Source organism: Undibacterium sp. TC4M20W, assembly GCF_049340245.1.
GTDB lineage: Bacteria > Pseudomonadota > Gammaproteobacteria > Burkholderiales > Burkholderiaceae_D > Undibacterium.
In genome coordinates, this window is the sequence record NZ_JBMPPI010000011.1 from 16,983 (window position 1) to 43,569 (window position 26,587).

A 26,587-nucleotide genomic window follows, 5' to 3' on the forward strand; every position below is an offset into this window, starting at 1 on the left:
ACGCTAATCGCCTCCCCCACCACAACCGCCGCCGCAACCTCCGCTACAGCCCGAACTGTCACCGCCGCTATCGCCACCACCACTGTCGGCATGGCTGCTGTGGCTACTTTGGTGGCTGGAATCACCAAAATCATAGCCTGGGTCATTGCTACTGCCACCATCGCTACCTGCATAAAAGTCACCGCCGCAATACACCGTGCCATCCCCATTCTTGCGCAGTGCGCTGCAATCGGGCGCGTAACGGAAACCATCGGCGATATTCCACTTGGCATCGAGTGCAAACAGTAGTGGCAAACGTGTCGCCCGGCGCGGGTTGATATTTTCTTCGAGGCAGGCAAACCACCAGGTGCGGCGCAAACCCTCGTTGCCACGCCGGTTGGCACCCAGAACTGCAGCCGGGGTGTGATGCATGTAGCGGCCAAAAGCTTTTTTACAGAATTGCTCGTAGTTTTTTGTATAAAGTATAAATTCATGCCAGAGATCATCGACCACTTGTGATGGCATGGAAATATGCTTGAAACCAGATTTCAGATACACCAGAAAGAACTGTCTTAAGGCGCGCGCGACCAGTTGCTGGTCTTTGACGTTCAGATCGGGACGTTGTTTGTGTAGTCTTTCCAACAGTCCGGGTGGAAACATGTAGCTGCGTATATAGTCGGCCTGCGCTGCCCGGCGCCAGCGTATCCAGACAAACATCAGACTGGCAACCAGCACAAGTACAACAACGCCAAAAAGTAAGTGCATCGGGCTTGCCCTCAATCAATAGAATTTAACAAAATCTTGTGCCATGCATGCTTTGCGCCAAAGCAATTTTGGCATAGTATGGATGTAAAGGTACATCGTACCGGCAAGGCAGACTGCACCGTAGCTTATTCCAAGACCGGTAAGAGATACCAGATTTTCTCTTCCCCGGATTCTGATATGTTGTTTTATGAAAAATATTTTTTCTAAGGGGCTGATCTGAAATCTTGTACTTCATTCACATGATTGCCTGGAGTGACAAAAGCCATACGTGGCATGATGAAATCAAGTCTGTCGCTGGCATGCAGCTTGCATGTTGTCATTCAGCCTGATCATCAAAGTAAGCGCAATACCAGGCAAAGATTTTATATAGGCACGACCTCGTAGTAACTGAACTTCTTTGTGGGAGATTCACTATGAATTTGCGTCACTTGCGCATAGGTACCCGACTTGCTGTGGGCTTTGGTGTGATACTGGCTAGCCTGGTACTCATCCTTATCATCGATGGCATTTTCAGTGCCAATAACCGCAAGGAAATGGTTGCAGGCCTCGAACTCTCTCACAGTAAAAGCGAACTTGCTGCGACCATGAAAAGCAGCATGCTGGAAGGCGGTATCGCAATACGCAACATAGGCTTGCAAACCGACCTCGGCGAAAGTGACAAACAAAACGTCATCTCCAAAAAACAGCAAGCCCGCTTTGCTGAAGCCAGGGGCAAACTCGTCGCCCTGGGCCTGAGTGCCGAAGAGAAAAAAATCATTGATGCAGTTTCTGAGCTCGACAAGCAAATCGATTTTCCTATTAAGGAAGCGATGAAGATGTTGCTGGCCTTCAACGGTGAAGATGCCGTCAAACTGATCGCCACCCAAGTTGATCCATTGCAACAAAAAGCCATTTTGGAAATCAACAAGCTGGTAGAAATCCAGAACAAGGCGGCCTCTGAACTGTCTGCCACGGCAGAGAGCAAGGGCAAACAACTGACCTTCACCCTGTTCGCCATTGGTGCGGTGATCCTGTTATTTGGTGCAGGCTTTTCCATCTTCATGACGCGCAGCATCACCACGCCCTTGCGCGATGCAGTTTCCATCGCCAAGCGTGTTGCTGCCGGCGAGCTGACTTTCCGTGAAGCGGCAGATGGTACGGACGAGATCAGCGAGTTGCTGAATGCCCTGAAAGAAATGAGTGATAACCTGCACAACATCGTCAGCGAAGTCAGGCAAGGTACTGATGCGATTGCGATTGCAGCCGTAGAAATCTCTAGCGGTAATTCCGACCTGTCTTCGCGCACAGAAACCCAGGCCGGGGCTCTCGAAGAAACCGCCAGCTCGATGGAAGAAATCACGGCTACTGTCAGGCACAATGCCGACAATGCCAGACAGGCGAATGGCCTGGTCACCTCGGCATCGAACTTTGCCATCAAGGGTGGTGAAGAAGTCGGCAAGGTGGTGCACACCATGAACTCCATCAAGGAAAGCTCACGCAAGATTGTCGATATCATCAGCGTCATCGACGGCATTGCCTTTCAGACTAATATCCTGGCCCTGAATGCAGCGGTAGAAGCTGCCCGCGCCGGTGAGCAGGGCCGCGGCTTTGCGGTAGTGGCCTCGGAAGTACGCAATCTCGCACAGCGCAGCGCCAGTGCCGCCAAAGAGATCAAGACCCTGATAGGTGACTCGGTAGAAAAAGTTGATGCAGGCGGCAAGCTCGTGGATGCAGCGGGCAAGACCATGAATGAAATTGTCAGCTCGGTCAAACATGTGGCCGAGATCATGTCCGAGATCACAGCAGCCGGACAGGAACAAAGTTCAGGCATAGAAGAAGTCAACCGCGCCATCAACCAGATGGATGAAATGACGCAGCAAAATGCGGCATTGGTAGAACAGGCAGCCGCAGCCGCAGAGAGCATGGAAGAACAGGCCAATATTCTTGCCAGGGCAGTGTCTGCCTTCAAACTCGATAAATCCAGCAATACCGTACGCAGGGTACAGCAAGTGCAAGCTACTCCCGTGCGTAACGACTATACTGAAGACGAACCCTCCTTAATCAAGGCAACTGCTGGTAAACTAGTGAGGGCACTGGGTTTCAATAAAAATTAGCAGAACGTGAGGGAGCAGACGCCCTGCCCGAGGTCTGCTCCAACAAACACATTATGAACAAGTCGGCAGCATTAAAGAGCATCGTTGAACAAGCCAGCAAGGGTGACCTGGTCTTTCCGACCAATGTCAACGCCTCACTCAAGATACAACAGGCTCTGGACGACCCTGATTGCGGTATAGAAACAGCCGCAAAACTGGTCATGACTGAACCCCTGATGTCAGCCCGCGTGGTTGCCATTGCCAATTCTGTTGCCTATAACCGCTTTGGCGGTGGTGTCACCAATATCCGCACTGCCATTACTATCCTCGGTTTCAATACCCTGCGCTCGGTCACCGCCGCTGTCGTCATGCGCCAGCTCAGCGCTGCCGTTTCTGACCCAGCCATACGTGCCAAGATGGAAGCCTTGTGGCGTCATTCTGCCTATGTAGCGGCACTGGCCCATCTGATTGCGCGCAAGGTCAGCAAGGTGGATGCCGAGACAGCGCTGTTCGCCGGTATCGTGCATGAAGTCGGCGGGTTTTACTTGCTGTCACGCGCCCAGGAATTCCCGGCCTTGCTGGAAATCGATCCCAGCCCGCCCCCACCAGATGCGCTGGCAGAAACCGATGAAACCTTCATAGGCCGCGCTGTGCTGAATAAATTGCTGGTACCCAAACGCGTGGTCTCGGCAGTAGAAGCCCTGTGGTATGGCATGCGCGTCATGCCACCAGAAACCCTGGGCGACACCCTGTTGCTGGCCAATGAGCTGGCCGCAGTACCATCGCCGCTGGACCCGCGCTCGCCTGAGAGCATACGCCAGTCAGCCTCGGAAATTGATTTTGCGGTGGGTGAAGGTACTCTGACTTCCATCCTGTCAGAATCGGCAGAAGAAGTTGATGCACTGACTGCATCCCTGATCAGTTAGCTGCTAACAGCTAAATAGCTAACGACTAACACTTCGCCCTTCTGTTTTGCTCTCCAACGAAGTTGGCAGAAATTCGGCATAATGGCTGTCGCATTTGCAATTTTTGCCCGCCACAGCTTGCTGCCTTGTAAAAGCAAGCAGCCTGCTGCGCCCCTGCCATCCTCCAAGGAAAAACCATGCAATTGAAAAGTTTGCTCCGCTCCGGCCTGTTCAGTTCTTCCATACTCGCTGGCATCGCCGTGTTTGGTATACCTGCCATCAGCGCTCACGCTGCCGCGCCTATGGTAAAAACCAGCGCCCCCGGCTTTTACCGCACCATGCTGGGTGATTTTGAAGTCACTGCCTTGTCTGATGGCACCGTACCCCTGCCTGTGGATAAACTGCTGACCAATACCACGCCAGAAAAAGTCGGCAAGGCGCTCGCCAAATACCATCAGCAAAGCCCGGTCGTCACCTCGTTCAATGCCTTCCTCATCAATACCGGTAGCAAGCTGGTGCTGATCGATAGCGGTGCAGGTGTATTTTTTGGCCCTACAGTTGGCAAGCTGCAGGCAAACCTGAAAGCATCTGGTTACCTGCCTGAGCAGGTTGATGAAATCTACATCACCCACATGCATACTGACCACATCGGTGGCCTGGTAGATGGCGATAAAGCAGTATTCCCTAACGCCACCATACGCATAGACCAGCATGACACCGATTACTGGTTAAGCCAGGCCAACCTGGACAAGGCCAAAGCGGACGCCAAAGGCAGTTTTGAAAAAGCCATCGCCATCCTGAAACCCTATGTGCAGGCTGGCAAGTTGAAACCATTTGAAGGTGATACTGAACTGGTACCCGGTATCAAAGCGGTAGTAGCCCATGGCCATACACCTGGCCACAGCACTTACAAAGTCGAAAGCAAGGGCCAGACCCTGATGTTGTGGGGTGATCTGATGCACGTTGCTGCCGTGCAGTTTGACGACCCTACGGTCACCATACAATTTGATAGCGACAGCAAGGCAGCCTATGCACAAAGGCAAAAAGCCTACGCTGATGCAGCGCAGCAAGGCTATCTGGTAGGTGCCGCCCACCTGGCCTTCCCTGCCCTCGGTTATGTGCGCAAAGAAGGCAAGGGCTATGCCTGGACGCCACTGAATTACGCACCCCTGCCATGATCTGAATTGTCGTCTGCCTGATTGACAGTACCCGGCAAATCGGACACAGTGCAAACTCTGTCCTTTGCCGGGATTTTTATGTCTTCTCAGTATCAGAATATCGTCACATCAGTGCCGCTCATCAGTGATGATTTTGACCTGCGCCACCTGCCCGCAGACTTTTACCAGAACCCCTACCCTTACTACCACGCCCTGCGCGAGCAGACACCCGTGCGCAAGATGCCGGATGGCTCTTACCTGCTGACGCGTTATGCCGACCTGGTGCATGTGTATAAGGATGCAAAAACCTTCAGCTCGGACAAAAAGCAGGAGTTCAAACCCCGCTATGGTGATTCGCTGCTGTATGAGCACCACACCAATAGCCTGGTCTTCAATGACCCGCCGCTGCACACAAGAGTGCGCCGCCTCATCATGGATGGCCTGACACCTGCAGCCATGGCCGATACCGAACCTGGCCTCATTAAACTGGTGGAGGATTTGCTGGATCAGATGGCAAGTAAAAATGATGTCGATCTCATCAGCGATTTCGCCTCGGCCATACCGGTAGAAATCATTGGTAATCTGCTGGCCGTGCCGCATGATGAACGCGAGCCGCTGCGGGAATGGTCACTCGCCATCCTCGGTGCGCTGGAACCCGCCATCACGCCAGAATTTTTTGCCTATGCCAATCAATGTGTCGCCGAATTTCTGGATTACCTGAAACAACTGGTGGCACAACGCCGCTTGCATCCCGGTGACCCCAAAACCGATATGCTGACGCGCCTGATAGAAGGCGAAGCCAATGGTGAAAAACTGACTGAAACTGAACTCTTGCAAAACTGTGTTTTCCTGCTCAATGCCGGGCATGAAACCACCACCAACCTGATAGGCAATGGCCTGGTCGCCCTGCAGGATTGGCCAGAACAAAAAACCCGCCTGATCGCCCAGCCAGAAATGATCAACACTGCCATAGAAGAATTCCTGCGCTTTGAAAGCTCCAACCAGTTGGGCAACCGCATGACAACGGTGGATACGCAGATCGGCGATGTCGCTATCGCCGCTGGCAGCCGCATCAGCCTGTGCATAGGCGCGGCCAATCGTGACCCCTTGCAATTTCCTGACCCAGACAAACTGAACATCAGCCGTAGCCCAAACCGCCATCTGGCTTTCGGCTCCGGCATACACCAGTGCGCAGGCATGTTTTTGGCGCGGCTGGAAGGCAGGGTAGCAATTTCTCGTCTGCTGGCCCGCTTCCCGAATTATGAATTAAGCGCAGCACCCGTCAGGGGTGGGCGCGCACGCTTCCGCGGTTTTTTATCAGTACCCTGCAAACTATAAAACGACTCACAACAAAAATACGGAGACAAAATGAAGACAAATACCCACATCAAAAAAAGCCTGCTCGCAGCTGCGGCAATCATGCTCTGTGCCAGTATCAATGCGCAGGCACAGATCAAGATAGGCGTGACCATTTCATCTACTGGCCCGGCAGCTTCGCTGGGCATCCCCGAGAAAAATGCGATTGCCATGCTGCCTAAAGAAATCGCAGGTAAAAAAGTGGACTACATCATCCTAGATGATGCCTCCGACACGACGCAAACCGTGACCAATACCCGCAAGCTCATATCGGAAGAAAAAGTCGATGCCATCATAGGCTCGACCACTACGCCCAACTCCCTCGCTATGCTCGGCGTCATCGGTGAAGGCAAGACTCCGGCCATCAGCCTCGCATCCAGCAACCGCATCATAGAACCCATGGATGCGAATAAAGCCTGGATGTTCAAGACGCCACAGACCGACACCATGATGGCGATTGCAATTGCCGAAGACATGAGCAAAAAAGGTGTCAAGACCATGGGCTTCATCGGTTTTTCGGACGCCCTTGGTGAAGCCTTTTTGGTCGAAGTGACGAAGTATGCCGAGCTCAAAAAGATCAAGGTCGTGGCGACAGAACGCTTCAGCCGCAATGACAACAGCGTGGTCGGCCAGGTCTTGAAACTGATGTCTGGCAACCCCGACGCCATCGTCGTCGGCGCTTCAGGCACACCCGCTGCCCTGCCTCCAAAAACCCTGGCAGAACGCGGCTACAAAGGCCGCATCTACCACAACCACGGCGTCGCCAACAGCGACTTCCTGCGCGTCTGCGGCAAAGACTGCGATGGCACTTTCCTGCCCACCGGCCCGGTCATGGTCGCCAGACAACTGGCCGACAACAACCCTGTCAAAAAAGCTGCCCTGGATTTTTCCACTAAATTTGAAACCACTTACGGCGCAGGCAGCCTGGCCGCATTCGCCTCCTATGCATGGGACGCTGGCCTGCTGCTGCAACAAGCCATCCCCGTCGCCTTGAAAAAAGCCGCGCCCGGCACACCAGAATTCCGCGCAGCCTTGCGCGATGCCCTGGAAGCGACGCAGGGTCTGGCGACTACCAACGGTGTTGTCAACATGAGCAAATCTGATCACCTCGGCCTCGATCAAAGGGCGCGTGTCATGGTGCAGATCAAGGGTGGGAAATGGGTTTATCAGGCGGAGTAAAGCAAGGCGAAAAAATTTTCTAACTGGTACATGATAGTAGGGGCGATTAGCTTTGCGTAATCGCCCGCAAACTAGATCATATGAAGAGTCAGCCTTGAACCGTTGTTACTCTGCTGCGTAAACCATTTGATAAGTGAAAGAAAAATGAGTCAATATTCTGATTTATCGCACTTGCTAAATGTTGGCGCATTGTTAGGAAAGTTGAAGCCAGTTGACCCAGTTAGGATTCAAGAAAATCAGCGTACTCATGGCGAATTGCCATCCGACTATGTAGAATTCTTGACTTCAATTGGTGCCGGGACAATTGGAGATAGTCAATACAGCTTGTATTCCGGTTTGATTGATCCGGATTTTATCTACGGTGATGATCGTCAACAAGTTGAAAATATTCTTTTTTTTGGCGACGATTTTCAAGGCTTCAATGCTGGCTTCAAAACCGACGAAGCCTGGCGTGTCGTTGAAGTCACACCCTTAGACTTGCAAGTCAGCGTCGTTGCTCCAAACTTTCAAACGTTCATTCGAGAAATGATCACGCAACTGTGAGACTAATTAATCTCAAAAAGAATTAATGGGTAAAGAATAAATTCTAGCCAGTATCCCTATTGCAGTTCTTATCCTAGCTTTGCTTCCATATCTAATTTAGAGCGCGCGCCGACAATTTAATATTCAAATTTAACTTTATATTTCCAATGTTCATTATCGTCCATTGCAATCGAGTAAAAGGCCCGCACCCATATTTCCGCATCACTGTCCTTTAATAGCCCTGACAGCTTATAGAGACCATCGTAGATATCGTCAGTACCTTGAACAATCTCTTTACGCCCCTCCTTATTAAAAATAAGAACTGAGATTTTTTCAGTACCATTACTTTCATCTCTTTCAACTTCCATTTCCGCAGAAGTCCATGACTCTGGTGTAGCCATGATCAAAGCATTGGCTATATCAAAATCTATTTTTGCCTGACTTTCCAGAATTGAGTTCAAGATATCTCCTTAAATACCAAATTTTCTACTAAATACTTGACCACTACAATTAGCGCACAGGGGTGATTAGCTATGTGTCTTTTCATGCGATCATGGACATGCACATGATTTTCGCCTGCACTAATCATCGTCTGTGTAATCAAACATTCCTAAAAACCATAGATAACATCAAAGAACTATATCCTGAACTCCTACTTCATCCAAACATTCATCAACAAATTTTACTGCCAGCCCCAGCGACGGCTCCCATGAGCAATCATAAAGCAAGCCAACTATTCTTTCATTTGCGCCAAACGAGTGTTGAATAATAATTTCAGTTAGTAAGACGATAGTGCCTAGTTGTGATGGACTGTGAATAATTGGAGCCAGTTCATCAGCAAATTCGATGCCAAATCTTTCTCTATATTCCTGGCAATTATCTTGGTAGTAATCAAATATAGCCTCTTCAGCTTGTGCAAGAAATAAGTCTGCTTTTTCGTCAAACCGCTGAAAGGCCTCTCGCTGACTAGATTCAATTTCATCGTCCTCATCACAAGGTATAGCAAGGTTGACGCTTATTGCTTTACCCAAAAAAATACAACGATATGGTCGAGTCCAACCATAATCATAATTGAGGTCACCTAGTACCCGGTCCTTTAGTTTTTTCACTATTCGTTCCCACACTTTTTTATATCAACGCACGTAGTGGCGACTCCCCCTGTGCTAAATGAATAGTATTTCAAATTCGCACGACACTGAAAAATGAGTTGGTACTGATGTCAGAAATCTCTATCGCAAGTGATATTGAAAACCCAGTTTTCTTAATATGCAAAGCATAAAGTCCAACAGGAAACTCAAGGAATATTCCACCTCTTAAGGCTTCAGGCTCTAATCCATCACTGCTCACTTCTTCAGCAGAACCAAAAAACACTCGTCCAGAATTAAACTTCAAATTTACGCTCATATCCGGCTCGTCTATAGTATCGACGATAGAGACAGAGTATTTACCATCACTTTCTAAATTCAAAAAAGCCACATTACCGTTATTCACTTCCTGAATTTCAGCACTTGGAATACTCCACCAATCCGCATCTTCTTCAAGACGATGTTTCAAACACGCCAAGTCAAAAACACACATAGTCGCAGTGTCAGTCACAAATTCAAAAGTATACATAGAAAATTCTTCAATTCAGTTTAAATTAATCACCAGCGTGCTTGGAGTTCCATAAATTCTAGCGCAGTAATCAGTTGAGTACATAGATATCACACCTAGCACAAGCACCCTCCCTCACTATTCCCCCAAACCCATATCCAATATTGTCCTCAATACTCTGAATAAGCAAAATTTTCCTCCAAGATAAAACCTCATGCTGACCCCGAAGCCAGCAGAAAAATACCTGGCGGACGACCATGCAAACCCGCATCCGCAACACCACAATCATCAGGGCAGTGCTACTGATCATGAGCCTCATGATCAGCATGACAAACAGCGCAGCCCAAGCCGCAGAAGCACAAAAGATTTTCTACGTACGCCCGGTTCCCGACAACGATGACCCCTACCTGCAGCAAGGCAGTGATGGCATCAAACAGGAAGCGCAGATGTACCAGATGCAAGCCACTACCCTGGCCAGCCAGGCTGACCGTGCAGGCAGGCAAAAGCAGTTGGAAAATGCCACCAGGCTGGGAGCGAATATCATTGTCATGATAGGCTATGAATTCAGGGAACTGCTCGATACCGTGCCACGCACTGCACCTAACGTTCGCTTCGTCATGCTGGAACAGTGCATTGCTAATCCACCACCGAATCTGCTCTGCATCAGCTTTCGCGAAAGTGAAGCCAGCTATCTGGCGGGCATGGAGGCGGCGCTGGTATCAGCCAGTGGCAAGATAGGTGTCATAGGTGCAGTGAAGACGCCGCTGAAGCAGAAACCTGTGGATGCCTTTATCGCCGGTGCGAAGTCCGTCAGGCCGGATGCTGACCTGAACCATATCGTCTGGATAGAAGGCGGCCAGCCCTTCAATGACACAGCGCGTGCCGAGGCGCTGGCGAAGAGCATGCTGGCTGACGGTGTGGATATCATTTATGCGGCGGCTGGCAGCAGCAATAATGGCGTATTCAAGGCGCTTGCTGGTAATGGCAAGGCACGGGCGATAGGCAGCTATGTCAACCAGTGCACCAAAACTGCAGGCAAGGTTATCGACAATACGCAGGTACATGGTGATACGGCCATCAGCCTGGCGGTCGCTGCCATCCTGGGTGGATCAACTGCAACCAGAATAGAATATGGTTTGAAGGAAGGCGCAGTATCACTGACCGGTATCAGCACCGATGCCGCATATTCTGATTGCGATATCCTGCGCCAGCGGCCTGTGCTGCAAAAACTGCGTGAAGCCAGTCAGGCGATTATCAAGGGCAAGTTGAAAGTGGAATGAGAAGCTGTATGGAAAAGTGCGTGTGCAAGAGGCGCAAGTAGGGTGCGCCGTGCGCACCGCCCTTGTCGTCAAAAATCTCAGGAGAAGTATGGCTTCATTCAAAGAAGCTTATGCCTGCGTCAAAAAATGGTGCGCATGGCGCACCCTACCAAGACTTCTTGACTTGAATTTATTCAGATTCTATTTCTTGTCCGACCACAAAATCCCGCCAGACGCCCAGTCTTCGCGCTTGATTTCCTGGATGATGATATCAACAGCATCGAGGGAGCAACCCAGGGTCTGGGCACTGGCTTCGGTAACAGCTTTGACAAAAGCACGCTTTTGCTCCAGCGTACGGCCTTCAAACATTTGTACATTGATGGTGGGCATGGTTTTTCCTTAAAAGGTGTTGAACAGTTAATGAACAATGCCCACCATCATAAATCAGTCAGACAAGATTTTCACAACTGTCGCTGATGTACCAGTTTGCCTGCTGCATAAGTGGCAGCTACTGTGCGGTCATCGCCCAGCATTCCCAAGGCAAACAGCAATTCATCGAGACTCTCGGTATGCCCGGTACGGCGTGCCAGCAAAGGTGTGGCCTGCGGGTCAAGCACGATGAAATCGGCTTCTGCATCCTTGACGAAATTACCTATCGTGCCTTCGAGTTGCATGCTGCGTGCACCGCCCAGGGTTGCCAGGTAAAACATGCGCAGCGCAGGCAGGTAAGTACCTCCCAGACGTGCCATTTTGTAGGCTTCATTCATGGTGCGCAACATGGAGAATGAAGTGCCACCACCGACATCGGTGGCCAGTGACAGGCTGACTTGCTGGGCATCGGCGCGTTCAAAATTGAACAGGCCACTGCCAAGGAAGAGATTGGAAGTGGGGCACATCGCCACCGCTGATTGCGTCTCTGCCATGCGCGCACGGTCGGCATCGTCGAGCCAGATGCAATGGCCGTACATGGCACGCGGGCGCAGCATGCCGTACTGGTCATACACATCGAGATAGCTGCGGGCTTTTGGATACAGTGCTTTGACCCAGGCCACTTCATCGGTATTTTCTGCAACATGGGTCTGCAAAAAGGTATCGGGATAAGCCTGCGCCAGTTCGCCAGCGAGCTGCATTTGCGCATCGCTGGAGGTAGGTGCAAAGCGTGGGGTGATCGCATACAACTGGCGGCCACGCTTATGCCATTTCTTGATCAGGGTTTCGCTGTCGCGTATGCCACCCTCGGCAGTGTCGCGCAGGAATTCAGGGCAATTTCTGTCCATCAGGACCTTGCCTGCCACCATGCGTAGATTGCGTGCTTCACTCTCGGCAAAAAAGGCTTCGACGGATTCTGGATGGACGGTGCAATACACCATGGCTGTCGTGGTGCCTGAGCGCAGCAACTCATCAATGAAAAAATGCGCGACCTGGGCGCTGTGATTGATGTCTGCAAACTGACGTTCAGTCGGGAAGGTATAAGTCTCCAGCCAGGGCAGCAAACCGGGCGCTGGCGAGGCGATCATGTCAGTCTGGGGGTAATGGATGTGGGTATCGATAAAACCCGGCACAATGAGTTTGCCACGGTAATCGATGACCTCTGTCCCTTCAGGCAGGCTGGCATGCAATTGCACATACTCGCCGGCGGCGACGATCTTGCCGTCTTCGACGATCAACAGGCCATCTTCATGCCAGGCATAAGCCTGCTCATGAAAGGCAGGGTCTTGCTGGAAATGCAGCACACTGGCGCGGTAAGCTTGCAGCGTGTTTTTATTTGAAATATTGCTCATCATGGTCTTTCTGAATTCTGTCTTGCAGGCGCAATCAAGCCAGACCACGACTTGTTCATCAAGTCTGCCGGTCTGGCATCACATTCGCATTGTTCTGGTGGGTGCTAAGCGCTAACAGCGAGAGTTTAACGCTTAGCCAGCAAGTGTCGTTCATCTGCGACCATTTTTTCTGTCTGTGCGGCAGCAGAAACATGCTGGCTCGCTTCCGCACCTATGCGCGCAAGCACGCGGCTGAGTTCTTTTTGCTGGTGGATTTCATGCTCTTCCCAGACCTGCAAGAGCTGGGCGACGACGGAGGCGGCGATCACTGCCGGTTGCTTGCCGTGTATGCCGGGCAAACCTATGGGGCAGACCATGTCATTGAGGCGGGTAGCCGGTATACCACGTTCACGCAGGCGGCGCTCAAACTGTACGCGCTTGGTTTGCGAGCCTATGAGGCCAAACCAGCCTACATCCGGCAGGCGCAGGATATGTTCAGACAGTTTCTCGTCCAGTGCATGGCTATGTGTGAGCACCAGGAAGGATGTGCCCGGAGCGGCTTTGACAATCAGGGCTTCTGGTGTATCCGTCGCTTCTACCGTGACATTGGCTGCCAGCCTGGTAGAAAACATGTCTTCGCGTTCATCGACCCAGGTGATACGGCAAGGCAGGTCAGCCATGGCACGCACTATGGCGGCACCAACATGACCGGCACCAAACAACATCAGGTGGGCGCGGTAAGCGAGGCAGGAATCGAGCAGCCAGCGCTGGCCTGCTGCATCAGTCAAGACGTGGCAGGGATTGCTGGTATCGATTTGCACCGGCAAACCCGCAGGCCAGGCCGGGCCTGTCAGGTGGGTGCCATTGGCATCGCACAGGCTTGGTTCTTGCGCACTGTCCAGCGCCAGCAAACGCCAGCTATCCTGCCCCAGACGCCAGCGCTGGTTCAGGCAATTCAAGTAAGCCAGACTATCAGCCTGCACGCGTTCAAAGGCCAGGTGTACGACACCGCCGCAGCATTGGCCCAGGCTGGGGCCTAGCGGGAAACGTTCAAAGCGGCGCTGGGCGGCAAGTTGGCTTTCGGGCATGGCCAGCATGCTGCGGGCAATTTCTGTTGCCTTCATTTCCAGATGTCCACCACCTATGGTATCGAATAATTCATCTGCGGTGACCAGCATCTTGGCACCCGGCTCACGCGGGCCGGAACCCAATACCGTGGCAACCGTCACCAGTATCTTTGGGGCGGATTGTGTGGCAATTGCATTTAACCAAAGCTTCATGATGAACTCGCTTGTCTCACTTTATGTCTGACTTTATCTTAGCTGGCAGCAGCCATGGCTTCTACGCCATTGATGGCCGACAAAATCGCTTCACTGGTTGCCGGTGCATTCAGTGGCGGGTTATAGCGATAATCTGCCACGCTGGCAATCGCATCACGTATCGCAAAGAAAACAGAAAACGGCAACAACAGCGGTGGCTCACCGACGGCCTTGGATCTGTGTATGCTGTCTTGCACATTGCGGTTCTTGAACAGGCTGACGCGGAAGTCTTCAGGGCAATCAGAAATCGCTGGTATCTTGTAAGTCGAAGGCGCATGCGTCATCAGCTTGCCGCCCTTGTTCCACCATAATTCTTCTGTCGTCAGCCAGCCCATTCCTTGTATGAAGGCGCCTTCTACCTGGCCGATATCGATGGCGGGGTTCAGTGAATTGCCAGCATCGTAGAGCGCATCGGCACGCAGGAGTTTCCATTCACCGGTCAGGGTATCGACAATGACTTCAGACACTGAGGCACCGTAGGCATAGTAAGAGAAAGGATTACCACTCATGGTCTTGGGGTCCCAGTGCAAACCCGGTGTCGCATAAAAACCGTCAGACCATAATTGCACCCGCGCCAGATAAGCTTTTTGCACCAAGGCTTCAAACGGGATATCCAGGCCATTGACACTGACCAGGCCCGCCGCAAAGCGTATGTCTGCCAGTTCGCCACCATAAGTCTTTACTGCAAATTCAGCCAGGCGCTGGCGCAGGGTATGCGCGGCGTTTTGCGCGGCCTTGCCGTTCAAATCTGCACCCGTCGAAGCAGCCGTGGCCGAGGTATTGGCAACCTTGCTGGTGTCAGTGGCAGTAGCGCGCACCTTGTCCAGGTTCAGGCCCAGTTCATGGGCGACTACCTGGCAGACCTTGGTATTCACGCCCTGCCCCATTTCACAACCACCATGGTTGACGAGCACCGAGCCATCGGTATAGATGTGTACCAAAGCACCAGCCTGGTTCAGATGGGTGACGTTGAAGGCGATACCAAATTTAACCGGCGTCAGTGCCAGGCCTTTTTTGAGGACGAGGCTGCTGGCATTGAAAGCCTTGATGTCAGCACGGCGTTGCTGGTATTCACTGCTGGTTTCAAGTTCTGCCACCAGTTCATGGATGACGTTATCAACAACCTTCTGGCCATACTGGGTGATGTTGCGCCCCTCTGCGTCATTACGGCCATAGAAATTGATCTTGCGTATTTCAAGCGCATCCTTGTTCAGGTCGCGGGCGATATTGTCGACGATGTATTCAATCGCAATCGCCCCTTGCGGGCCACCAAAACCACGGAAGGCGGTATTCGACTGGGTATTGGTCTTGCCGCACATGGCGCGGATATCGACGTCTCCAAGGTAGTAAGTATTGTCGAAATGGCAGACAGCGCGGGTTGCTACCGGTGCAGACAAATCGGCCGAGAAACCGGCACGCGAGACCATCTCTACCCTGGCGGCAATGATGCGGCCCTCATCGTCATAACCGACTTCATAATCATAATGGAAGCAATGGCGTTTGCCAGTGACCATCATGTCGTCATCACGGTCAGCACGCAGCTTGACCGGGCGTTTCAGGTGGACGGCAGAAATCGCCGCTGCTGCTGCCCACAATGCCGATTGCGATTCCTTGCCACCAAAGCCACCACCCATGCGGCGGCATTTAACCACGATGTTATGGCTGTGTACACCAAGCGCGTGGGCAACCACATGCTGCATTTCGCTGGGGTGCTGGGTAGAGCACAAGACCAGCATGCCACGGTCTTCCTTCGGTATCGCGTAAGAAATCTGGCCTTCGAGGTAGAACTGTTCTTGCCCACCTACATACAATTCACCCTTGACGCGGCGCGGTGAGCGTTCGAACGCAGCCTGCGCATCACCACGCTGCAAACGCATGGGCGGCAAGACGAAGGACTGGGCTTTTTTCGCTTCTTGCGGTGTCAGTATCGCAGGCAATTCGTCATAGACTATCTCGGCCTTGCGCACGGCACGGCGCGCATTGTCATGCGTGTCGGCGACGACGATGAAGATGGGCTGGCCCACATATTCCACCAGGCCTTCTGACAGGATAGGGTCATCGTGGATGATGGGGCCGCAGTCATTGGTGCCGGGGATATCCTTGGCGGTGTAGACCGCCACGACGCCACGTGCGCTTTTGACTGCATCAAAATTCATGGACACAATATTCGCATGCGCCTTGGACGACAAGCCAAGCGCGGCATGCAAGGTGCCCTGCACTTCAGGTATATCGTCGGTATAACGCGCCTCACCCAGCACATGCAGCACTGCGGATTCATGCGGATGTGATTTGCCTACCTCTGCCCAGTCTGCATTGTCTTTGGCAAGGTTTTTGTCGGTCAGAAAAGCTTCAGTTTGGGTATTCATGTTTTCTCCTGAGCTCAAGCTGTGACGGTGACGGGGGCAAAGACATTGATGGCCTGCAGTTTCAGCGGCGCATCTATACGCGTCTCCAGCCAGAAACGGCGCAAGAGATTTTGTGCTGTCTGCATGCGGTAGGTATTGCTGGCACGCATATCGGTCAGCGGTGTGTAATCCTGCGCCAGAAAGGCCATGGCATTTTTCACAGTCGCTTCATTCCAGGCTTGCCCGTTCAAGGCTGCTTCTGCCAACGGTGCGCGGCGCGAGGTAGCGGCCATGCCGCCGAAAGCGATATGCGCATCTCGCACGATGTCACCATCCAGGTTAATTGCAAAAGCGGCGCAGACGGCAGAGATATCCTGGTCATAACGCTTGGCGAGTTTATAGGTACGGAATTGCTGCCCGGCCTTGGGCAAGGGTATGCGCACGGCAGCGACAAATTCGCCGGGCTGCATATCTTTTTTCATATAGTCGAGGTAAAAACTCTCCAGTAACATAACGCGCTGGCCGCGCACACTGTGCAGGACGATCTCAGCGCCAAGGGCAATCATCCACGGTGCAGAATCCCCGATCGGCGAACCATTGGCGACACTGCCACCGAGCGTGCCGGTATTGCGTATGGGCTGCGAAGCAAAACGCTGCCACATCTCGGTCAGTTCATCCGGGTAATGCTGGCAAACTGCACCATAGGCATCATTCAGTGACACGGCGGCACCTATCTCCAGCATGCCATCCACGGTCTTGATATGCTTTAACTGATCAACTTCACGCACATAAATGATATTGCCCAGGTCGCGCATTTGCTTGGTCACCCACAGGCCGACGTCGGTAGAACCTGCCAGTATGGTGGCCTTGGGATTAGCTTCACGCACTTCAGCCAGTTGCTGCAAAGTGCGCGGCGCGTAGAAAGTCTGGGCATCAGTCGTATAGCTGAACATCTCGCCACGCTGCAAACCTTGCAAGCCGCTGATGACAGCCGCACGGTCAAACTCAGCCGCAGGCAATTCACCCATGCGCTTGGCGGCATCAATGATGGGGCGGTAGCCTGTACAACGGCAGAGGTTGCCGGACAGGGTTTCGTCTATCTCCTTGCGGCATGGCGGGACAGTATCCCCTTCTTTTTTCAGGTACAGGCTCCACAGGGACATGGCAAACCCTGGTGTGCAAAAGCCACATTGCGAGCCATGGCATTCCACAAGCGCCTGTTGCACAGGATGCAGTTCACCATTCTTTTGTTGCAAGTCTTCTACGGTAAAAACTGCCTTGCCATCGAGGGTAGGCAGGAATTGTATGCAGGAATTAACTGACTGCAATTCCAGCTGACCATGTTTCATTTCCCCAACGACAACTGTACAGGCCCCACAATCGCCTTCAGCACAGCCTTCCTTGGTGCCGGTGCAATGCAGGTCTTCACGCAGATGCTGCAACAACGTGCGCGTAGGCGCGGCATTGCTGACTTGCTGGATTTGGCCTTGGTAATAGAAACGAATAGGGTCAGACATGAATGCTCCGGTATGAAATTCTTATGGGGCGAGGTTAGCATCCGCGCCGCTGACATCTATATGCATAAAATGATGTAGCTTATCTGCGGCTCAAAATATAAAACACCAGACAAACACCCTGGCAGGCTGGAAAGCCTTGTCAGTATTCAGTATAGACAGTACGGGGAAAAGCGCAGGCCAGGGCGTAAATGTGGGATATCACGGTTTTTATATACTGGCTTGAACAAACAATATACTCTGCTCTGGGCTTGAGTTCCGACGTCTGGCATAGGCCCCAGCCTTGCCTGGAGCAACGGTCAATATTCAGACCATGATCAACCATGAATTAAAAGCTCAAAAAGGCTACAAATTTATGTATGATTTGCAACTCATTTAATCAGCCGGGCTTGCGCATGTACACCTCTACGTTCACTTTCAAGAAAAAACAGTACGATGATGTTTTTTATGCGCTGGATGAGCAAATTGCCTCTCTGGCGAAAGCCACGCCCGGTTATCTCGGTGAAGAGGCCTGGGAGAATACCGCTACGGGCCAGATTTCCAATGTATATTACTGGGATAGTCTGGAAGCCTTGCAGGCCTTGATTGCCAATCCCATACACCAGCAAGCCAAAGCTGCCCAGGCTAACTGGCTCGATGGTTACCAGGTTGTTGTGGCTGAGGTCTTGCGTACTTATGGTGACGGCAAGCTGGAACATCCCTGTGTCACCATCCGCACTCACGAATGAATAGACCTATCTGCCTGATTTTTGATTGTGATGGCACGCTGGTAGATAGCGAGAGCCTGTGCAACCTGGGTTTGCAGAAAGAATTGAAGCGCTACGGCGTAGAAGAAAATCTCGCTGATCTGACACAGCGGTTTCGTGGCCGCAAGTTGGCGGATATTTGTAGTGCCTTGTCGCTGCAGCATGGCTTGTGTCTGGATGAGGACTTTATCCACAGCTACCGGCACACCGTCGATTTGCTATTCGACGAATCCTTGCAGGTTTTTTCTGGTGTTGTCGAAGTTTTGCAACAACTGGATTTACCCATGTGCGTTGCATCTGCCGGGCCGCAGCAGAAAATCAGGAGAGCATTAAGTCTGACCGGACTGAGCAAGTTTTTTGGTGATCATATCTTCAGCTCGTATGACATTTCTTCCTGGAAGCCAGAGCCAGATTTGTTTTTACACGCTGCCAGGCAAATGGGTTTTGCACCGGCAGATTGCGTCGTGATTGAAGACAGCGAGGTAGGCATACAAGCCGCCATCGCGGCAGGTATGCAAGCGTGCTGGTTTGGCGATGCGGGACAGGTGGCGACTTATCCACAGGTACCACGATTTTTCAGCATGAATGAGTTACCATTCTTATTGTCGAATCTGCAAATCTACTCATGAAGGCTGCAAATATGAAAACCGGTCTCAGCATAGTTCTGCTTGCCGCTTTATTGAGCAAGGCACCAATAGTCAAAGCAAGTAACCAGGATGAACAGGCTTTGATGGCTGGCGTGCAGGGTTTTTATGGCTGGGTACTGAAAAATGGTAAACAGGTCTCGGCCCTGCAGCCGCAAATCAAGGATATTGCGGGCAGCAAGAAATTTCAGCTGGATACCAAAAACCTCAAGGCTTTCAGTGGCAAGTTCATGGCTTCCGGCTATTTTGCACCTGACTTTCCGGCGGCGCTGGAGCGTTACTATGGCAAGTACCAGCAGCAATTCAAGGCTTATACCGATGCCGAATTTGCCCAGATGGCCAAGGATGGCCGTGGGCCGCTGATGGAAACAGAAGACATGGACATCTTCTTTTGTGCCCAGGAATATGAGTACAAGAGCTCTTTCATCAAGAAAATCAAGGCTAAGGCCATCAAGCTGGACGGTGACAAAGCCAGCGTCACCGTAGTCTCGCCTTATCAGTGGGAAGCTGAATTCAAGTTCGTCAAAGTCGATCAGCGCTGGCTGATTGCTGGTTACTGTGTGTTCCAATAAGCCTGTAATCCAGTAAGGCGGCAGCATAAGCCTGCAGCCCATGGCGAGGGTCTTCTTGTGCATGCTATATTATGTTTTCTTGCAACTTCCTGAACAGGGCTTATGAGCGGTCCTACCACCGTTTTGACCAGAGCCGATGCGATGCGGGTTTTGCTGTCAGCAGTAGGCATACGTGCTGCCATGGCTGTCAAGCAGGCGCATCAGGATGCCGGGCTCTTGCGCACGCAACAGAATGAGCAGCAAGCCATTCTGCAAGAACGCCTGCGTGCTGCAACTGGCTTGAGTCAACAGGCTTTGCAGCAGCAATTGCAAACGACAGCGCAAGACTATGCTGATCTACTGCTATTGGCTGAAAAAATAGGCTGCAGTGATCAGGTACAGGCGATTCGTCCGCTGTCTCCACCAGGAGTGGATGAGCAGGAAATCATTACTTACCTGCGTCACTTGCAGGCACTGGTGTATAAGCTCAGACCTGTGCTTTTGCAAGAGTCTGCCAGACGGGCCGATGCCCTCTTTGATCAGACAGATTTTGATGTGGCAACGGCCAGCAGTGCAACTCTGCCGCAAGACCGGCTGGCGCGCCTGCTGAAACGCGTCGCCCACCTGTCACAATTACCAGAAGATATCGCAGGACTGGCAAGAGAGCTGGAAATAGCCCTGCCCGGCGAGCGGGCAGACCTGCTTGCCAGCGATTTACGTCTGCATATCCAGAACCTGCTGGAAGCCGAGAAAAAATGTCAGGTAGATGAAGCCCAGGCCCTGATACTCGAGCAGACGTTGAAAGACCTTGGCTACCAGGTTGAAGAGATATCCCACACCCTGTTTGTAGAAGGCGGCACCGTTCATTTTCGCCGCAACAGCTGGGACAAATACATGGTGCGCATGCGCATGGATGCCAAGACCGGGCAAGCCAATTTCAATGTTATCCGCTCTGTCAAACAGGGTGAAAATGAACGCAGCGTGCTTGACCATCTGGCAGAAGACCGCTGGTGCAGTGAATTCCCGACTCTGATGGCAGCACTGGAAGCGCGTGGCATACACATGCAGGTGACACGGCTATTGCAGGCCGGAGAATTGCCAGTGCAACTGGTCGTGGAAGACAAGCTGCCGCGATTTGCAGAAGAAGAGCAAATCGAAAGCCACACACAACAACGTAGCAATAAATTGCCATGAATGTACCTGACATACGCTGGCTGCAAGACTTGCAGCGCCTGCTGCCTATACGATCCCAGTATGTGGTTTCTGGCAGCATACGCGACAGTTTTCTATTGCCGCTTGATGCCGCCTCTGGCAGTGCCACCCTGGTGCCTTTCAACAGGGCCTTGTGGGAATTTTTAAAAAACCAGGACTACAGCCTTTTACTTGCGTATGACCCTGTCGATGGCTTGCGTGTCTATCCTGACGAAGCGGCGCAGCGTGATCTGGCCGCCCGCCTGTTCGATGTGAAGCTGGCAGATGGTTGTCAGCAAATGAGCCTGGAAAGCCTGAGCAAGCTGATGAAAAAAATCAGTGCAGAACGCGAAGTGCGTTGCGCTCTGGTGCTGGATTTTGCCTCACGCATCAGCCGCAAGCCTGAGCAGTTGAGTGAGGCTGAACACCGCTTCTTTGTCGCCGCAGAAAAAATCTCGCTGAATGCCTCTGCCATAGTCCCGCGTCAGAATGGTGGGGTACCGTTATACAATCCCATACTGTGGCTGGTTAATCGTGCGCAGGATTTGCCATCCTGGTTCACGCTCGATAGCGAGCGGATTGCGACCCTGCATATCGGCAAACCCGACTTTGAAATGCGCCAGGCTGCGGCACAACAACTGGCACCCTTGTTTGCCGGGTTTGCTGATGCGAAAGCTGATGTCCGCACCCAATTCGTCAAAGCTTTTACTGAAGGAACGGATGGCATGTCCCTGTCTGCCCTGGCAGATATCACTGAGCTGGCGGACCGGCAAAAACTCGCTATCAGTGATATAGATGATGCAGTACGCTGCTATAAAGTTGGGGTGCTGGATAATCCCTGGCGCAAGGAATACCTGCGTGACAAGATACGCGATGCTGAAAATTTCATCGAAGACCGTGTCAAAGGTCAGCGTCCTGCTGTCATCAAGACCCTGGATATTCTGAAACGTTCTGTCATGAGTCTGACAGGTGCGCAGACACGCTCGCTTGGTAGCAGGCCACGCGGGGTATTGTTTTTTGCTGGGCCCACTGGCGTCGGTAAAACCGAGCTGGCCAAGACCCTGACGCAACTGGTGTTTGGTGATGAAGCTGCTTACTCACGTTTTGACATGAGTGAATTTTCAGAAGAACATACCAGTGCCAGGTTGCTCGGCGCCCAACTGGGTTTCGTCGATTCTGAAGCTGGTGGCGAACTCACCAACGCCGTCAGGCAAAAACCTTTTTCTGTCGTGCTGTTTGATGAAATCGAAAAAGCCCATCCGCGCATACTCGATAAATTCTTGCAGATACTCGAAGATGGCCGCCTCACCGATGGCCGTGGCGACACTGCGTATTTTTCTGAAACCATTTTGATCTTCACTTCCAACCTTGGTATCTATGTAGAAGACAATCACGGGCAACGCCATGAAAATGTCAAACCAGGTGATAGCTATGAAACCGTGGAATTCAAGGTGCGTGCAGCCATAGGCAATTATTTCAAATTCAATTTATCACGGCCAGAATTATTGAACCGCATCGGTGACAATATCGTGGTCTTTGATTTTATTTCTGCTGAAGTCGCCGCTAAAATTTTTGATGGCATGCTACGCAATGTGGCACGCCGTTTGCAGGAAGAACTCAAACTGCAACTGGCCATGCCAACAACAGTGCGCGATGAATTGCTGGCACGTTGCATACGTGACCTCAGCAATGGTGGCCGTGGCATAGGCAACCAGCTCGAATCGAATTTCATCAACCCCTTGTCGCGCGCCCTGTTTGAACAGGAACTGACAGGCAAGCAGCGTGTCACCGTAACGGCAATTACCGAAGCCGATAAAGTCATCAGCCTGAGCCTGCAATTAGCATGAAGATTGCCATCAATAAAGCGCATTTCCCGGTCACCGTGCTCGGGCCGGGGCGGCGCATCGGTATATGGGTACAGGGTTGCAGCATAGCTTGCAAGCGCTGTGTCTCGCAAGATACTTGGGCCAGGGATGGCAGCAAGGAAATGACAGTCGCTGGTTTGCTGAGCTGGTGCCGCGAAGTCAGTGCCGGGCAATTTGATGGCATCACCATCTCAGGTGGCGAACCTTTTGAGCAGCCCAAAGCCCTGCATGCCTTGCTGGATGGCCTGCATCACTGGCGCAGCAGTGCGGCGATGGATTTTGACATACTCTGCTATAGCGGTTATCCATTCGCAACTCTGCAAAAAAAACATGCAGGCTTGCTGCAAAAACTTGATGCCCTGATCCCCGAACCTTTTATCGTCAATAAGCCGCTGACACAGGCCTGGCGCGGCTCAGGCAATCAACCGCTGGTGCTGTTGTCAGACCGCGCCAGGGCGCGTATGCAGGCTTATGTTGATGCTCCCATCGATGAACAGGACAAGCGCATACAGACCATGATAGATGGCCAGCGTGTATGGTATGTAGGCATACCGGCGCGTGGTGACATGCAGGCGCTCGAGCAATTATGTGCCAGCCGTGGTTTGAGCTTTGATAGTGTAAGCTGGAGACCCTGAGTGAGTCAGATTTACATACGCCGCTGTCCCGCCTGTGAAACCGACAACGCGCCTGAAGTCATGCGCTGTGTTTGCGGCACTTTACTGTCGGGTGTGGACTTGATGGAAAAACGCGGGCAGGCAGAACCATCAATTGAGATAACGCAGCCAGCAAGCACCGTCACAGCAACAGAATTAATTTGCAGTTATGAAGATTGCGAACAAAGTAATCCGCCAGGTAGTGAACTATGTGTATATTGCAATCGCCCACTGAGCAAGGAACCAGCAACTCAAGATAGCAGCCAAATTCATAGCCTGCTATCACTGCCGCAAGCCCTGCGTGATCGCTACAAAATACTACATCACCTGCCAACCCTGGGAGCAGAGGCCGAACTGTTACTGGTAGCAGAAAATACCTCTGCCATACAGCGTGTCGCCAAGATTTATCGCCACGGCATACATGGCAAATCCGAAGTCAGTGAAAGGCTGCAAGCGGTACCAGCCGAACACCGCGTAGTCGTGCTGGAAGCTGGTGTGTCTGACGGACATGCCTATGAGCTCATGGAATACTGTGAGCTTGGCTCATTAAAAAAATTCGTACAAGACAAGCTGCCAAATGCGGCCATGCTGGAAAGTATAGTGCGTGAACTGGCAACGGCCATCGCCAGTGTGCATAAGGCAGGACTTATCCACCGTGACCTCAAGCCTGAAAATATCCTGGTGCGCACCGTGCAGCCGCTGGATTTGATACTGACCGACTTTGGTATTTCATCCGTGCTGGACGCCACGCAAAGACTGACTGGCACGGCGCGCACCCTGCCCTATGCCTCACCAGAAAGCTTGTCCGGCGTCATCGATGCCAAAGCAGATTACTGGGCACTAGGCATGATCATGCTGGAACTGGCTTTGGGCCAGCATCCATTTGCCGGTTTGTCAGAAGCCGTGATCCTGCACCACCTGACCACGCGCGAACTGGAACTCAATGCCGTGCCGGATGCCTATCTGCGCAAGCTGCTGCGTGGCCTGCTGTTGCGTGATCCAAAAAAACGCTGGGGTGAGGATCAGATCATGCGCTGGCTGGCGCGCGATGCCAGCTTGCCAGATGCCGTTGAAACCATGGCCATGGGCGGTTTTCGTGAGCCGTATCATATAGGTCAGTATCTGTGCCACACCCGCGAACAACTGGCAGTGGCGCTAGCCCGCAACTGGGATGATGGCGTCAGGGATATCTCGAATGCGCAATTGCTGTCCTGGTTTCGCGATGTACAAAAAGACCAGAATGCGGTGCGGGTCTTGCTCGATATGCGTCAGGATAAAAAGCTCTCGGTCGATGTACAGCTATTGCGACTGATATTGCATCTGGCACCCGGCATACCACCGGTCTGGCGCGGTGAAACCATAGAACTGCCAGCGATACTGGGCTATGCCAACCGCTCATTGAAAGGTGATGAAGCTGCCAGCAACTGGCTGAAGCAGTTGTACAACTATGGCGTGCTGGAAGCCTATGCCGATGCGGGTAACAAAGAGGTCGCCAGCATAGTGCAAAAATGGCAGGCTTGCTGCAAGCAAATCGAGCAGGCCTGGCAAGAAGCTTTTGGCCTCGTGAAAGACTATGCCAGCAAGCAATTGCCGGGGGAACATGGCAATATCGACAAACTCATGTACGGCCTTCAGACAGATGACAGCGCCCCCCTGCATAGATTGCATGCCCGGGTGCTGGCGCTGGTCTATGATGAACGCTGGCCTGAGCGCCTGCGCAAGCGCCTGCAGATCGCCTATGCCGGCCTACAGGCTTATTGCCCCTGGTTATCTGCATTGGGTGAGATAAAGCAAATGCCAGTGGCCTCGCTGCTGGTGCTCGAAGCCCTGTTGCCGGAGGCGCAAAAAGCCGTTGAACGCCAGCAAAAAGCCGATGCCTGGCTGCGTAGCACAGAGCAGGATGCCGCCGCAGCAATAAAGCAGGAAGTCTTGCAAAGTATCAAAAGCTTGCGCACGGCTGCCACTGACAGTCTCTTGCCTGACAGCGCAGTAGAAGACTTGCAAAAGGCACTGGAAGAGTATTATGTATTGCTGGAAAAACTGCGCGCCTCAGCCAGCACGGAAGCAGCATGGCAGGAAGCAAAGAAGAGTGCATCGCGGGTAGAACACATTGCCGCAGGAATATCCCGCGAGCTCAATCAACTGCTGGCAAGACGCACAGAAAACCAGGGCTGGGCAGGGCAAGAAATGCGGGTTTTTCTGGCCATTGCCATCATCGTCGCACTTGTCTTTTTCAGAAAGAGCAATTTTTACTGGATATTGCTGCTGGTCTCAGGCCTTGCCGCCTGGCGCTTCTTGCCTAATTTTTTGAGCATGCGCAAAATTCGCGAGTTGGGTGAGCAACTATAAATTCTGGAGTGTCCATGTCTGCCATTTTTAACAAATTGAATTTGAAAGATCAGAGTGAAATCCTGGTCTTGCATGCACCAGCATCATTTGAGCCGGAAATCGCGGCTTTGACCGGTGTCAAGGTGCTCAAGAAATTGTCTGGCATCAAAAAGCTGAATTTTGCTTTGGTATTCGTCAGCAAGCAGCAAGAGCTTGATGAAATCTCCCTGGCCCTGAGCAAGCTGGTAGAGGGAGATGCCTTGCTGTGGTTTGCTTACCCCAAGGGAAGCTCAAAGAAATATCAATGTGAATTCAACCGCGATACTGGTTGGGATGTGATCAAGGCGGCGGGGTTTGATACGGTGAGGATGGTGGCGATTGATGAAGACTGGTCGGCATTACGGTTCAGGCATGGCGACTTTATCAAAAATTCTACCAGGAAGGCTGCTGGCTGAAGGCCTGATTTTTGCGGATAAAAATATATGACTCAATTCTGACTCAATCCAGTCAGCCCTGAGCTGGATTGAGCCTCAGCAAGACTTCAAACCTGCCCACTGCCAAACCAGCCCTTCATCTTATCTCTGGCGCTCTGCTTCACTTCATCCGTAATATAAAAACTGACGGTCACCAGCGCACCGGCGATCACGCCCAGATCATCGCTGTAACCAACCACGGGCAACATATCCGGCACGGCATCGAGAGGGAAAATGAAGTAACCCAATGCGCCAAAGATGACGGTCTTGGCCCAGGCTGGTGTCTCCGGCCTTTGCGCTGCATAATACAGACAGAGTACTTTTTCTATGACTTCACTGCCAGCAGCTTGTGCAGATTTTTTAAGCTTGTTCCAAAAACCGTTTTCACTGTACGCTTTGCTATGTGACATG

Annotated in this window: 25 protein-coding genes; 15 read left to right on the forward strand and 10 right to left on the reverse strand. The window is 52.1% G+C overall.

All coding sequences use genetic code 11. The features are described 5' to 3' along the window. Positions 1–3: 3 nt before the first annotated feature. A complete protein-coding gene (locus ACO0LL_RS14875) occupies positions 4–744 on the reverse strand; it encodes a glycine-rich domain-containing protein (protein WP_422951631.1) in 741 nt (246 codons plus the stop codon). Positions 745–1,157: 413 nt separating this feature from the next. Here ACO0LL_RS14875 and ACO0LL_RS14880 point away from each other — a divergent pair, with 413 nt between their 5' ends. The 6 genes from ACO0LL_RS14880 (at position 1,158) to ACO0LL_RS14905 (ending at position 7,956) form a co-directional block, all read left to right on the forward strand. Then, a complete protein-coding gene (locus tag ACO0LL_RS14880; RefSeq protein WP_422951632.1) occupies positions 1,158–2,837 on the forward strand; it encodes a methyl-accepting chemotaxis protein in 1,680 nt (559 codons plus the stop codon). A gap of 53 nt (positions 2,838–2,890) precedes the next feature. Beyond that, complete coding sequence (locus ACO0LL_RS14885; protein WP_422951633.1) at positions 2,891–3,742, forward strand: HDOD domain-containing protein; 852 nt, start codon at positions 2,891–2,893, stop codon at positions 3,740–3,742. A gap of 176 nt (positions 3,743–3,918) precedes the next feature. Continuing rightward, complete coding sequence (locus ACO0LL_RS14890; protein ID WP_422951634.1) at positions 3,919–4,899, forward strand: MBL fold metallo-hydrolase; 981 nt, start codon at positions 3,919–3,921, stop codon at positions 4,897–4,899. 78 nt (positions 4,900–4,977) lie between these two features. Further along, positions 4,978–6,216: a cytochrome P450 gene (locus ACO0LL_RS14895; RefSeq protein ID WP_422951635.1), complete on the forward strand. Its 1,239-nt coding sequence runs from the start codon at positions 4,978–4,980 to the stop codon at positions 6,214–6,216. Between the two features lie 81 nt (positions 6,217–6,297). Further along, complete coding sequence (locus ACO0LL_RS14900) at positions 6,298–7,413, forward strand: ABC transporter substrate-binding protein (RefSeq protein ID WP_422951778.1); 1,116 nt, start codon at positions 6,298–6,300, stop codon at positions 7,411–7,413. A gap of 144 nt (positions 7,414–7,557) precedes the next feature. Then, the gene (locus ACO0LL_RS14905; RefSeq protein WP_422951636.1) at positions 7,558–7,956 is read left to right on the forward strand and encodes an SMI1/KNR4 family protein; all 399 of its coding nucleotides are present in this window, start codon (positions 7,558–7,560) and stop codon (positions 7,954–7,956) included. A 116-nt stretch (positions 7,957–8,072) separates the two neighbouring features. Here ACO0LL_RS14905 and ACO0LL_RS14910 read toward each other — a convergent pair whose 3' ends face one another. The 3 genes from ACO0LL_RS14910 to ACO0LL_RS14920 form a co-directional block, all read right to left on the reverse strand. Then, complete coding sequence (locus tag ACO0LL_RS14910) at positions 8,073–8,396, reverse strand: hypothetical protein (RefSeq protein WP_422951637.1); 324 nt, start codon at positions 8,394–8,396, stop codon at positions 8,073–8,075. Between the two features lie 168 nt (positions 8,397–8,564). Further along, positions 8,565–9,044 (reverse strand): DUF6985 domain-containing protein, encoded by a 480-nt coding sequence (locus tag ACO0LL_RS14915; RefSeq protein ID WP_422951638.1) that lies wholly within the window; start codon positions 9,042–9,044, stop codon positions 8,565–8,567. 70 nt (positions 9,045–9,114) lie between these two features. Then, positions 9,115–9,549: a DUF6386 family protein gene (locus tag ACO0LL_RS14920; RefSeq protein ID WP_422951639.1), complete on the reverse strand. Its 435-nt coding sequence runs from the start codon at positions 9,547–9,549 to the stop codon at positions 9,115–9,117. A gap of 236 nt (positions 9,550–9,785) precedes the next feature. Between ACO0LL_RS14920 and ACO0LL_RS14925 the strand changes: the two genes are divergently transcribed. Further along, complete coding sequence (locus ACO0LL_RS14925) at positions 9,786–10,808, forward strand: BMP family ABC transporter substrate-binding protein (protein ID WP_422951640.1); 1,023 nt, start codon at positions 9,786–9,788, stop codon at positions 10,806–10,808. Positions 10,809–10,988: 180 nt separating this feature from the next. Here the strand turns inward: ACO0LL_RS14925 and ACO0LL_RS14930 are convergent, their stop codons facing one another. The 5 genes from ACO0LL_RS14930 to xdhA all read right to left on the reverse strand — a co-directional run bounded on the left by ACO0LL_RS14930 (position 10,989) and on the right by xdhA (position 17,728). Next, positions 10,989–11,177: a 4-oxalocrotonate tautomerase gene (locus ACO0LL_RS14930; RefSeq protein ID WP_422951641.1), complete on the reverse strand. Its 189-nt coding sequence runs from the start codon at positions 11,175–11,177 to the stop codon at positions 10,989–10,991. Positions 11,178–11,248: 71 nt separating this feature from the next. Beyond that, on the reverse strand, positions 11,249–12,568 hold the full coding sequence (gene guaD / locus ACO0LL_RS14935) for a guanine deaminase (protein ID WP_422951642.1): 1,320 nt from the start codon (positions 12,566–12,568) through the stop codon (positions 11,249–11,251). A gap of 125 nt (positions 12,569–12,693) precedes the next feature. Continuing rightward, positions 12,694–13,827 carry a xanthine dehydrogenase accessory protein XdhC gene (gene xdhC, locus ACO0LL_RS14940; protein WP_422951643.1) on the reverse strand — a complete coding sequence of 378 codons (1,134 nt, stop codon included), beginning with the start codon at positions 13,825–13,827 and terminating at the stop codon, positions 12,694–12,696. Between the two features lie 38 nt (positions 13,828–13,865). Next, on the reverse strand, positions 13,866–16,232 hold the full coding sequence (gene xdhB, locus ACO0LL_RS14945) for a xanthine dehydrogenase molybdopterin binding subunit (protein ID WP_422951644.1): 2,367 nt from the start codon (positions 16,230–16,232) through the stop codon (positions 13,866–13,868). 14 nt (positions 16,233–16,246) lie between these two features. Then, a complete protein-coding gene (xdhA, locus tag ACO0LL_RS14950; protein WP_422951645.1) occupies positions 16,247–17,728 on the reverse strand; it encodes a xanthine dehydrogenase small subunit in 1,482 nt (493 codons plus the stop codon). 392 nt (positions 17,729–18,120) lie between these two features. Between xdhA and ACO0LL_RS14955 the strand changes: the two genes are divergently transcribed. The 8 genes from ACO0LL_RS14955 (at position 18,121) to ACO0LL_RS14990 (ending at position 26,158) form a co-directional block, all read left to right on the forward strand. Continuing rightward, the gene (locus ACO0LL_RS14955) at positions 18,121–18,453 is read left to right on the forward strand and encodes an antibiotic biosynthesis monooxygenase family protein (RefSeq protein ID WP_422951646.1); all 333 of its coding nucleotides are present in this window, start codon (positions 18,121–18,123) and stop codon (positions 18,451–18,453) included. Further along, positions 18,450–19,100 (forward strand): HAD-IA family hydrolase, encoded by a 651-nt coding sequence (locus tag ACO0LL_RS14960; protein WP_422951647.1) that lies wholly within the window; start codon positions 18,450–18,452, stop codon positions 19,098–19,100. Before ACO0LL_RS14955 ends, ACO0LL_RS14960 begins: the two co-directional genes overlap by 4 nt. 11 nt (positions 19,101–19,111) lie before the next feature. Further along, positions 19,112–19,687: a hypothetical protein gene (locus tag ACO0LL_RS14965; protein WP_422951648.1), complete on the forward strand. Its 576-nt coding sequence runs from the start codon at positions 19,112–19,114 to the stop codon at positions 19,685–19,687. 102 nt (positions 19,688–19,789) lie between these two features. After that, on the forward strand, positions 19,790–20,860 hold the full coding sequence (locus ACO0LL_RS14970) for a hypothetical protein (protein WP_422951649.1): 1,071 nt from the start codon (positions 19,790–19,792) through the stop codon (positions 20,858–20,860). Then, positions 20,857–22,704: an AAA family ATPase gene (locus tag ACO0LL_RS14975; protein WP_422951650.1), complete on the forward strand. Its 1,848-nt coding sequence runs from the start codon at positions 20,857–20,859 to the stop codon at positions 22,702–22,704. The genes ACO0LL_RS14970 and ACO0LL_RS14975 overlap by 4 nt, the downstream gene beginning before the upstream one ends. Further along, positions 22,701–23,357, forward strand: a complete 657-nt coding sequence (locus ACO0LL_RS14980; RefSeq protein ID WP_422951651.1) for a 4Fe-4S single cluster domain-containing protein — start codon at positions 22,701–22,703, stop codon at positions 23,355–23,357. The genes ACO0LL_RS14975 and ACO0LL_RS14980 overlap by 4 nt, the downstream gene beginning before the upstream one ends. Continuing rightward, positions 23,358–25,724 carry a protein kinase domain-containing protein gene (locus ACO0LL_RS14985; RefSeq protein WP_422951652.1) on the forward strand — a complete coding sequence of 789 codons (2,367 nt, stop codon included), beginning with the start codon at positions 23,358–23,360 and terminating at the stop codon, positions 25,722–25,724. 14 nt (positions 25,725–25,738) lie between these two features. Further along, the gene (locus tag ACO0LL_RS14990; RefSeq protein ID WP_422951653.1) at positions 25,739–26,158 is read left to right on the forward strand and encodes a hypothetical protein; all 420 of its coding nucleotides are present in this window, start codon (positions 25,739–25,741) and stop codon (positions 26,156–26,158) included. A gap of 86 nt (positions 26,159–26,244) precedes the next feature. Here ACO0LL_RS14990 and ACO0LL_RS14995 read toward each other — a convergent pair whose 3' ends face one another. Then, positions 26,245–26,586, reverse strand: coding sequence for a YkvA family protein (locus ACO0LL_RS14995; RefSeq protein WP_422951654.1), 342 nt, complete (start codon positions 26,584–26,586; stop codon positions 26,245–26,247). Position 26,587: the final 1 nt, after the last annotated feature.

What these genes read in the sequence shown, in the direction of transcription:
- ACO0LL_RS14875 (WP_422951631.1), bottom strand. Translation starts at nt 744, where the DNA reads ATGCACTTACTTTTTGGCGTTGTTGTACTTGTGCTGGTTGCCAGTCTG.
- ACO0LL_RS14880 (WP_422951632.1), top strand. Translation starts at nt 1,158, where the DNA reads ATGAATTTGCGTCACTTGCGCATAGGTACCCGACTTGCTGTGGGCTTT.
- ACO0LL_RS14885 (WP_422951633.1), top strand. Translation starts at nt 2,891, where the DNA reads ATGAACAAGTCGGCAGCATTAAAGAGCATCGTTGAACAAGCCAGCAAG.
- ACO0LL_RS14890 (WP_422951634.1), top strand. Translation starts at nt 3,919, where the DNA reads ATGCAATTGAAAAGTTTGCTCCGCTCCGGCCTGTTCAGTTCTTCCATA.
- ACO0LL_RS14895 (WP_422951635.1), top strand. Translation starts at nt 4,978, where the DNA reads ATGTCTTCTCAGTATCAGAATATCGTCACATCAGTGCCGCTCATCAGT.
- ACO0LL_RS14900 (WP_422951778.1), top strand. Translation starts at nt 6,298, where the DNA reads ATGCTCTGTGCCAGTATCAATGCGCAGGCACAGATCAAGATAGGCGTG.
- ACO0LL_RS14905 (WP_422951636.1), top strand. Translation starts at nt 7,558, where the DNA reads ATGAGTCAATATTCTGATTTATCGCACTTGCTAAATGTTGGCGCATTG.
- ACO0LL_RS14920 (WP_422951639.1), bottom strand. Translation starts at nt 9,549, where the DNA reads ATGTATACTTTTGAATTTGTGACTGACACTGCGACTATGTGTGTTTTT.
- ACO0LL_RS14925 (WP_422951640.1), top strand. Translation starts at nt 9,786, where the DNA reads ATGCAAACCCGCATCCGCAACACCACAATCATCAGGGCAGTGCTACTG.
- ACO0LL_RS14930 (WP_422951641.1), bottom strand. Translation starts at nt 11,177, where the DNA reads ATGCCCACCATCAATGTACAAATGTTTGAAGGCCGTACGCTGGAGCAA.
- guaD (WP_422951642.1), bottom strand. Translation starts at nt 12,568, where the DNA reads ATGAGCAATATTTCAAATAAAAACACGCTGCAAGCTTACCGCGCCAGT.
- xdhC (WP_422951643.1), bottom strand. Translation starts at nt 13,827, where the DNA reads ATGAAGCTTTGGTTAAATGCAATTGCCACACAATCCGCCCCAAAGATA.
- xdhB (WP_422951644.1), bottom strand. Translation starts at nt 16,232, where the DNA reads ATGAATACCCAAACTGAAGCTTTTCTGACCGACAAAAACCTTGCCAAA.
- xdhA (WP_422951645.1), bottom strand. Translation starts at nt 17,728, where the DNA reads ATGTCTGACCCTATTCGTTTCTATTACCAAGGCCAAATCCAGCAAGTC.
- ACO0LL_RS14955 (WP_422951646.1), top strand. Translation starts at nt 18,121, where the DNA reads ATGTACACCTCTACGTTCACTTTCAAGAAAAAACAGTACGATGATGTT.
- ACO0LL_RS14960 (WP_422951647.1), top strand. Translation starts at nt 18,450, where the DNA reads ATGAATAGACCTATCTGCCTGATTTTTGATTGTGATGGCACGCTGGTA.
- ACO0LL_RS14965 (WP_422951648.1), top strand. Translation starts at nt 19,112, where the DNA reads ATGAAAACCGGTCTCAGCATAGTTCTGCTTGCCGCTTTATTGAGCAAG.
- ACO0LL_RS14970 (WP_422951649.1), top strand. Translation starts at nt 19,790, where the DNA reads ATGAGCGGTCCTACCACCGTTTTGACCAGAGCCGATGCGATGCGGGTT.
- ACO0LL_RS14975 (WP_422951650.1), top strand. Translation starts at nt 20,857, where the DNA reads ATGAATGTACCTGACATACGCTGGCTGCAAGACTTGCAGCGCCTGCTG.
- ACO0LL_RS14980 (WP_422951651.1), top strand. Translation starts at nt 22,701, where the DNA reads ATGAAGATTGCCATCAATAAAGCGCATTTCCCGGTCACCGTGCTCGGG.
- ACO0LL_RS14990 (WP_422951653.1), top strand. Translation starts at nt 25,739, where the DNA reads ATGTCTGCCATTTTTAACAAATTGAATTTGAAAGATCAGAGTGAAATC.
- ACO0LL_RS14995 (WP_422951654.1), bottom strand. Translation starts at nt 26,586, where the DNA reads ATGTCACATAGCAAAGCGTACAGTGAAAACGGTTTTTGGAACAAGCTT.